A 7,418-nucleotide genomic window follows, 5' to 3' on the forward strand; every position below is an offset into this window, starting at 1 on the left:
CGGCAAACGGTGGATGTCGGGCTCAACTCGGCGCCAATACCCTGAGTCTGGCCCAACCGCAGCCCTCGTCAGGCTGTGGCCGACTCTGGGAACGGGAGCGCGCCATGTCCGAGTGTCTGCGTCGGCGGGACGTCTTCCTGAAGATCGAGCCGTTGGGCGGCTACAGCCCACTCGCCCCGGTGGCCGGCAGCCGGTGGTACGGGCGTGACGCGATGTACGGCATGGGCCACGAGACCGGGCGGGTCCAGCCCACCGAGATCGCCGCCACGACCGTCGACGCCCTGGTCTACCGGGAGTACCTCGACGACCACTACACGACCCCGAACACCGCCAAGCTGGTCGAGGCCGACGTCAACGAGCCGCCGTGGTACCGCCGGGTCCCGGGAGCCGTGCTGTACGCCGAGCCGGGTGAGCAGCTGCGCATCCACGTCCTCAACGGCGACAGCGACTGCCACAGCCTGCATGTCCACGGGGTGAAGTACGGCATCGACTCGGACGGCGCCTGGCCGTTCGGGGTGGCCACGCGGCGCGGCCGGCGCAGCGACGAGATCCTCCCGGGCCAGAGCTGGACCTACACCTTCGACGTCACGGAAGAGACCATCGGGGTGTGGGCCTTCCACGACCACACCCACATGGTGCAGGCCAACGTCAACCGCGGCCTGTTCGGTGCGCTCGTCGTGCGCGACCCCGCAGCCCCGCGGGCTCTCGATGTCCCCCTGTTCCTGCATGCCATCCAGGCACCGTCCACCGATGACGCGTTCGAGAGCCCGGTGCTGCACAAGGCCACGCCCCAGCAGACCTTCGAGCACACCTTCGCGAACGCCGGGGTCGTGGCCTACCACTGCAAGATCCACGGCCCCACCATGTCGGGAACCGTCACCGTCGACCCCGGCGCGCCCGCCGGCGACCGGTCGGTCGACATCCGCGACAACAGCTTCGTGCCGCAGGCCGTGTCGCTCCGCCCGGGCAAGAAGGTCATCTGGACCCTTGCGCAGAACTTCGACCACATCGTGCTGGCTCCCGATGGTGGTGCCCTGACCTACTGCCTCAACGGCCGCGCCTTCGTCGGCAACACCCCCACCATCGAAGCCGACACCGGGACCCGGCTGCGCTGGCACGTCGTCAACCTCGACCTCGGCTCGGTGTGGCACAACTTCCACCCGCACTCAGCTCGCTGGGCACTCCCGACACCTCCGGCAGGTGCGGCCGACGTGCACGGACTGAGCCCGGCCGAGGGCTTCAGCGCGGACACCATAGTGCCGGCGGCCCTGCGCCTCCCCTGCGACCTCCAGGACCTGCAGTGCGACCCCCCGGACGACGCCTGCCGAGTGCGGGTGAAGGGCGACTTCCTGTTCCACTGCCACCTCGAGGAACACATGATGGCCGGCCTGGCGGGCCTGGTCCGCGCGCGCGACTGGGTCTGGGTGGACCCCAAGACCGCCTGGTCGTCGAACCTGCGGCTGCCCCTCGACGACGGACGCAACGACCTCGACTGGGTCGACCTCGTCCGATGCGGCGACTGCGCCACCGGCGAACACGACCACCCGCACCCGCACACCAAGCCCCACAACCCGTGCTGCGGCATACCCGACGACCAACACGCCCCCGACCACCCTCACGATCTCGCCCACCACGATCGCATCACCGGCCATGACGGCACGGACTGCGACCCCAAGCAGTGCACCCACGACCACGCCCACCGCCCCGGCAAGCCCGACGGACGCTGCTGTGGACACGACCACGGCACCACCCGCTGCTGCGGCCACGACAGCGAGGCACCCTGCGAGGCATGTGAGCGGGTCGGCGGGCACCACATCCACGGTGGCGGACTCCACCACGGGGGCGACGACCACGGGGGCGACGACCGCCCGCACGGCTCCAGTCCCAGGTCGGCGGAGGCGAACCGGTACCCGGCCCGGAGCGCCGCCGTCGCCGTCGGTGCCGGGGTCGCCGCGGACGCCCTCCTCGAGGCCATGCACCTGCCCCTGCACAGCGGGCCGCTCGTGGGGACGACCACGGGAACCGTGGCGACGTCCGTGATGACCATGCCCGGTATGCCGCCCGCGGCGCCGGTCGACGTGTGCGAGCTGGCCGAGCTGGGGCACTGGGAGCTGCTGCCGGTCGACTCCCACGTCCTGGCCGTACATGCCGTCCTCATGCACACCGGTCAGGTGCTGTTCTTCGCCGGCTCCGGGAACAACGTCCCGAACTTCAACGCCCACCTCGTCAGGAGCGTCGTGTGGGACTACCAAGAGGGGACCTTCTACGACCCGGGGTGCCCGTTCGACGTGTTCTGCGCCAGCCAGACGGTGCTGCCTGACGGCAAGGTGCTCGTGGCCGGCGGTACGGACAAGTACGACGACTTCGTCGGCTCACAGGCCACGTACCTGTTCGACCCGCAGCTGCGCCAGTGGATCCGCGTCGACGACATGGACGCCCACCGCTGGTACCCCACGCTCGTGACGATGGGCGACGGTCGAGCCGTGGTGAGCTCTGGCATCCAGGCGCCGAACGAGGTCTTCGACCCCGCCATCGGGTGGCGTCCGCTCCCGAACACGACCAGCCTCCCGCTCTACCCGCACCTGCTGCTCCTCAAGGACGGCAAGCTGTTCTACACCGGTGGTCAGCTCGGCAACGCCACCGTTGAGGGCCGCGCCATCAACCCCTGGACGGGGGCCGAGCAGACGGTCTCAGGCTTGCGGGACAAGGCCAAGCGCGACCAGGGCAACAGCATCCTGCTGCCACCAGCCCAGGACCAGCGGGTCATGGTCATCGGCGGCAACGGCGCGCCCGCCGCCACGAAGCGCACCGACATCATCGACCTGTTCTCCGGGCCTGGCGGGGCGGCTTTCCACCCCGGTCCTGACCTCGCCAAGGCACGCGGGCTGTGCAACTCGGTCATCCTGCCCGACCGAACCGTCTTGGTCACCGGCGGTGGCCTGCACGGTGAGACCCGAGCCGACGCCGTCCACCTCGCCGAGATCTACGACCCTGCGACCAACACCATGCGATCCGTGGCCGAGGCGACTGTGTCACGGCTCTACCACTCCATCGCTCTCCTGCTGCCCGACGGACGCGTGGTCACTGCGGGGTCGAACCCAGACCGCGGCGACGACGAGCTGCGCCTCGAGCTCTACCACCCGCCATACCTGTTCCGAGGACCGCGCCCCCTACTGGACTCCGCGCCGACCGAGTGGCGGTACGGCACCACGGTCGAGGTGAGCACGCCGTCATCGATGACCATCAAGTGGGCCCACCTGGTACGCCCGATGGCAACCACGCACTCGGACGACACCAGCCAGCGCCTGGTCGATCTGCCCATCGTGTGTCGCGACGCCTGCAGCCTCACGGTCGAGGTCACCAAGAACCCCAACCTCGCCCCGCCCGGGTGGTACATGCTCTTCGTCGTGGACGACTGCGACATCCCCTCGGTCGCACTGTGGGTCCACCTCGACCGGTCCCCGCTCGCCCAGCCCAAGGTCGTCGCCGGCATCCACCACGTGATGGGCGGGCACGAGCACCTTCCGGGCTTCGTCATCCCCGGACTGCCGACCCGCAAACCACCACCCAAGTCGCGCAAGGCCACCACCAAGGCTCCGAGCAAGCGGGCCACTCGCACCCCGAAGAAGAGCTGAGCGAACGAAGGCGTCACACCATTCGCCATAGCCCTCACTCGATGTCGTTCTACCTCATCTGCATGAGTTGAAGGCCTTCCTTTTCCATCATCCTTCGAATGATCACGTTAGTCGCACGGTGCGACGGAGTGGACAGGGAACGGAGACATGCGATGGGCGTCAACCTCGTCACCCGGGTGCGCAACTTCTACATCCAGAACCGCTCCTTCACGGCATCCGACCACGATGTCCAGGATGGCTGCGTCACTCCCGGCGCCCATCGCCTGCTCAGGTTCGACTTCCTGTCGCACAACGCCGGGAACGCCGACCTTGTCGTGGGCAGTCCCGCAGCCCGCCCGGACCTGTTCGTCTGGTCGGCGGGGCATGGGCACTACCACCTCAAGGACTTCAACGAGTTCCTGCTGTTCCGCAGCAACGGGACCCTGGCCACCGTGGGGTACAAGCAGGCGTTCTGCGCCATCGACATCGAACGGATCTCGGCCACGGCCTCACCGTCGGGTCGCTTCCACGACTGCAACTCCGATCAAGGCATCTCCGCGGGATGGGCCGATGTCTACAGCTCCGGGCTGCCCTGTCAGTTCATCGTGATCGACGGCATCCCGGACGGGGACTACACCCTCCAGTCCACGACCAACTCCAAGCACAAGGTCGGCGAGGACTGCTACGGCGACAACACGATCTGGACCGGCCTCAGACTCGCGGGCACCACCGTGACCACGATCGACCCGCCGTTCATCCCCGAGGACCGCATCCCCTTCGACCGCACCCACGTCAGCGCGCAGCAGGTCGGAGGCCGCTGGAAGGTGGTCGAGAACAACAACCACTGGATGCTCGACACCGGCACCTCACCCTGGGAGGCGCAGCGAGCCGTCGACGTCATCAACCACTACAAGCTGGCCTCCATGTGCTTCGTCGGCCGCCCACGCTGCGGCGACGTGGAGCCGATGATGTACTGGCTCAACGACTCTGGCCGTGCTCCCAGTGGCAGCATGCCGGGCGAGGACTGTATCCCCTTCGACCGCGACCACCTCCAGGTCCTCCAGGTCGGGGACCGATGGAAGATCGTCGAGGGAACCCACTGGCTCATGGACTTCGGCCCCGGCCAAGGCAACGCAGTCGCAGCTCTGCACTTCATCCGCAAGTACAAGTTCGACTCCATGTGCTTCATCGGGCGTCCCGGGCCGTCGATGACCTACTTCAAGACCAACGGGCGCGGCAGGCCCGAGATCGTCGTCCAGATCGACCCGCGTCGGCTCGACATCACCCTGGACGAGCCTCGCTGGCGGCGCGAGCTCGCAGAGGCCGCCGATGAGCTCGCCCCCACGGTCGACTTCACCGATCAGTGCCTCGGGGACGGGCCACGCACGCGCACGATCGGCCGCATCGAAATCGAGGTGACGGCGGGAGAGGACACCTCCAGCATCACCCAGGTCCACGGGGTCACCGGCCTCGACACGGCCGGCCACACCGAGATCCGGCTCGGAGCCAAGGCCGGGGTGGTCGACCTCGGGCTGGCCCACTTCGGCGGACACGTGAGCATCACCGCATACGCCGGCACCAAGAAGACCGGCGAAGGAACCGTCGATGCGATCACCCGCCACTTCCAGAACATCCGCCTGACCGCCCCCAGCATCGACCGGATCGTCATCGCCTCCGACGGAGCCGAGGACCCCCCCGTCCTTGGGTACGTGCGCTTCCAACCCAAGCGACGCAAGACCGCCAAGGCGCTGTAGATCCGTGGGACCAGCCACCCCTCCCGGGCACGGTCAAGCCGTCTCGGGGATCGACTCAGGGGCGGATCTCGCCCGACCCGCGCGGGACGAGCTCGGGCTTGATGACCACGTGGCGCGGAGCCGAGGTGTCTCCGTCGATACGGGCGAACAACCGCGCGGCGACCTCGGCCCCGATGGCTGCGACGTTCTGCCGGATCACCGTGAGCGGCGGGTCGACGATGTCGGCCAGGGGGAAGTCGTCGAAACCGACGAGGGCGATGCTTCCGGCCAGTCCGCGGTGATGCAGTGCGCGAATCGCACCCACTGCCAACGAGTTTCGTGCCGCGAAGATCGCGGTCGGAGGGCGCTCGAGCTCGAGCAGGCGGGCGAGTCCGTCCATCGCATCCTCCGACGACCGCAGCGACGTGACGACAAGGCTGGGATCTGGCTCGATTCCGGCCTCCCGGAGTGCGGCCAGGTAGCCCTCGTGCCGCGCCCGGGCCGTCTGGATCGACGTCATGTCGCCGAGCAAGGCGATGCGGCGGTGACCGTGGGCCACGAGGTGGTCCACGGCCAGCCGCGCCCCCAGGTCGTTGTCGATGGTGACCGAGTCGGTGTCGACCCCGTTCGGCTGGCGGTCCACGAACACCACGGGCAGCCCGGTGCGCAGGTCGTCGGCCAGGTACTCCTGGCGTTCGGTGGCCGGCATGAGCAGCAGACCGTCCACCCTGCGACGCACGAGGCTCTCCACGAGGGCCTGCTCGCGCTCGGGCTCCTCGTCCAGGCTCGATGCCACGATCGCGACTCCCCGGTCGCGGCCCGCGTCCTCGAGGCTGCGCAGCAGGCTGGCCGAGAAGGAGTTGCTCACGTCCTGCAGCAGTGCGCCGACCATGGCGCTGCGCCCGTCGCCGCGTCGCAGGTTGCTCGCGGCCAGGTTGTGCCGGTAGCCCAGCTGCGCCACGGCGCGCTCCACGCGGTTGGTCACGTCGGGCGACACGCCACCCTCGCGGTTGACCACCCGGGACACGGACTTGAGACTCACGCCGGCCAGTGCCGCTACCTCGCGCATGGTGGCGCGGGGCCTTCGCCCGGCGTCTGACATCGATGTCATCGTCACGGTGACAGTTGTACAGGAAGTGTTGACAACTATACAAGTTCGCGCTACAAATTGCTTTGACAACGTTGTCAACGCGGTGTCCCGCCGCAGGAGAAGGAGCTGTCCATGTCTCGCATCACCCCCACTCTGCGCAGGACCATCGCGGTCGCCGCAGTGGCGTCCACCGCCCTTGCGCTCACCGCGTGCAACCGCGGCGGCGCCGACACCGGTGGCGGAGCCGCCGGCGGCGAGTCCACAGTCGGCGTCACGCTGATCACCAAGGACTCCACCAACCCGTTCTTCGTCGCCATGCAGAAGGGCGCCAAGGCCGATGCCGGCAAGAACAACGTCAAGCTGACGGTCGCCTCCGGCAAGCAGGAGGGCGACGACCAGGGCCAGATCACGGCCATCGAGGACGCCATCGCCCGAGGCGACAAGGGCATTCTCATCACCCCGATGAGCGACGGTGTCAACGCCGCCATCAAGAAGGCCCGCGACGCCAAGCTCTTCGTCATCGCCCTCGACACCCCGCCCGACCCGGCCGACACCGTCGACATCACCTTTGCCACGAACAACCGCAACGCCGGCAAGCTCGACGGCCAGTGGGCCGCGGCCCAGCTCGACGGCAAGCCGGCCGTCATCGCGCTGCTCGACCTCTTCGACGACAAGATCGTCTCGGTCGACTACAACCGTGACCAGGGCTTCCTCGAGGGCATGGGCATCGACGTGGCCGACGGCAAGAAGAACGGTGACGAGGCCAAGACCGGGAAGTACACCGGCGGCAAGGGCGGCGACTACACGATCGCCTGCAACGAAGCCGGTCAGGGCGCCGAGGACGGTGGCCGCTCGGCCATGGAGAAGTGCCTGGCCAAGAACCCCAACATCAACGTCGTCTACACGATCAACGAGCCGACGGCTGTCGGTGCCAACGCCGCGCTCAAGGCCGCGGGCAAGACCGCGCTCATCGTCTCGGTC

The 7,418-nt window shown here is 68.3% G+C and carries 4 protein-coding genes; 3 read left to right on the top strand and 1 reads right to left on the bottom strand.

Features of this window, described 5'->3' with window-relative positions; genetic code table 11:
- Nucleotides 1–104: 104 nt before the first annotated feature.
- Nucleotides 105–3,635, top strand: coding sequence for a galactose oxidase-like domain-containing protein (locus AC1DVZ_RS12795; protein ID WP_477618575.1), 3,531 nt, complete (start codon nucleotides 105–107; stop codon nucleotides 3,633–3,635).
- 152 nt (nucleotides 3,636–3,787) lie between these two features.
- The gene (locus AC1DVZ_RS12800; RefSeq protein WP_477618576.1) at nucleotides 3,788–5,368 is read left to right on the top strand and encodes a lysyl oxidase family protein; all 1,581 of its coding nucleotides are present in this window, start codon (nucleotides 3,788–3,790) and stop codon (nucleotides 5,366–5,368) included.
- 55 nt (nucleotides 5,369–5,423) lie between these two features.
- On the opposite strand, the gene AC1DVZ_RS12805 is transcribed toward AC1DVZ_RS12800, so the two are convergent.
- Nucleotides 5,424–6,458 (bottom strand): LacI family DNA-binding transcriptional regulator, encoded by a 1,035-nt coding sequence (locus AC1DVZ_RS12805; protein WP_477618577.1) that lies wholly within the window; start codon nucleotides 6,456–6,458, stop codon nucleotides 5,424–5,426.
- 111 nt (nucleotides 6,459–6,569) lie between these two features.
- Between AC1DVZ_RS12805 and AC1DVZ_RS12810 the strand changes: the two genes are divergently transcribed.
- On the top strand, nucleotides 6,570–7,418 hold an 849-nt coding region (locus tag AC1DVZ_RS12810), incomplete at its 3' end, for a substrate-binding domain-containing protein (protein ID WP_477618578.1).

Source organism: Pedococcus sp. P2_E5 (assembly GCF_056403895.1).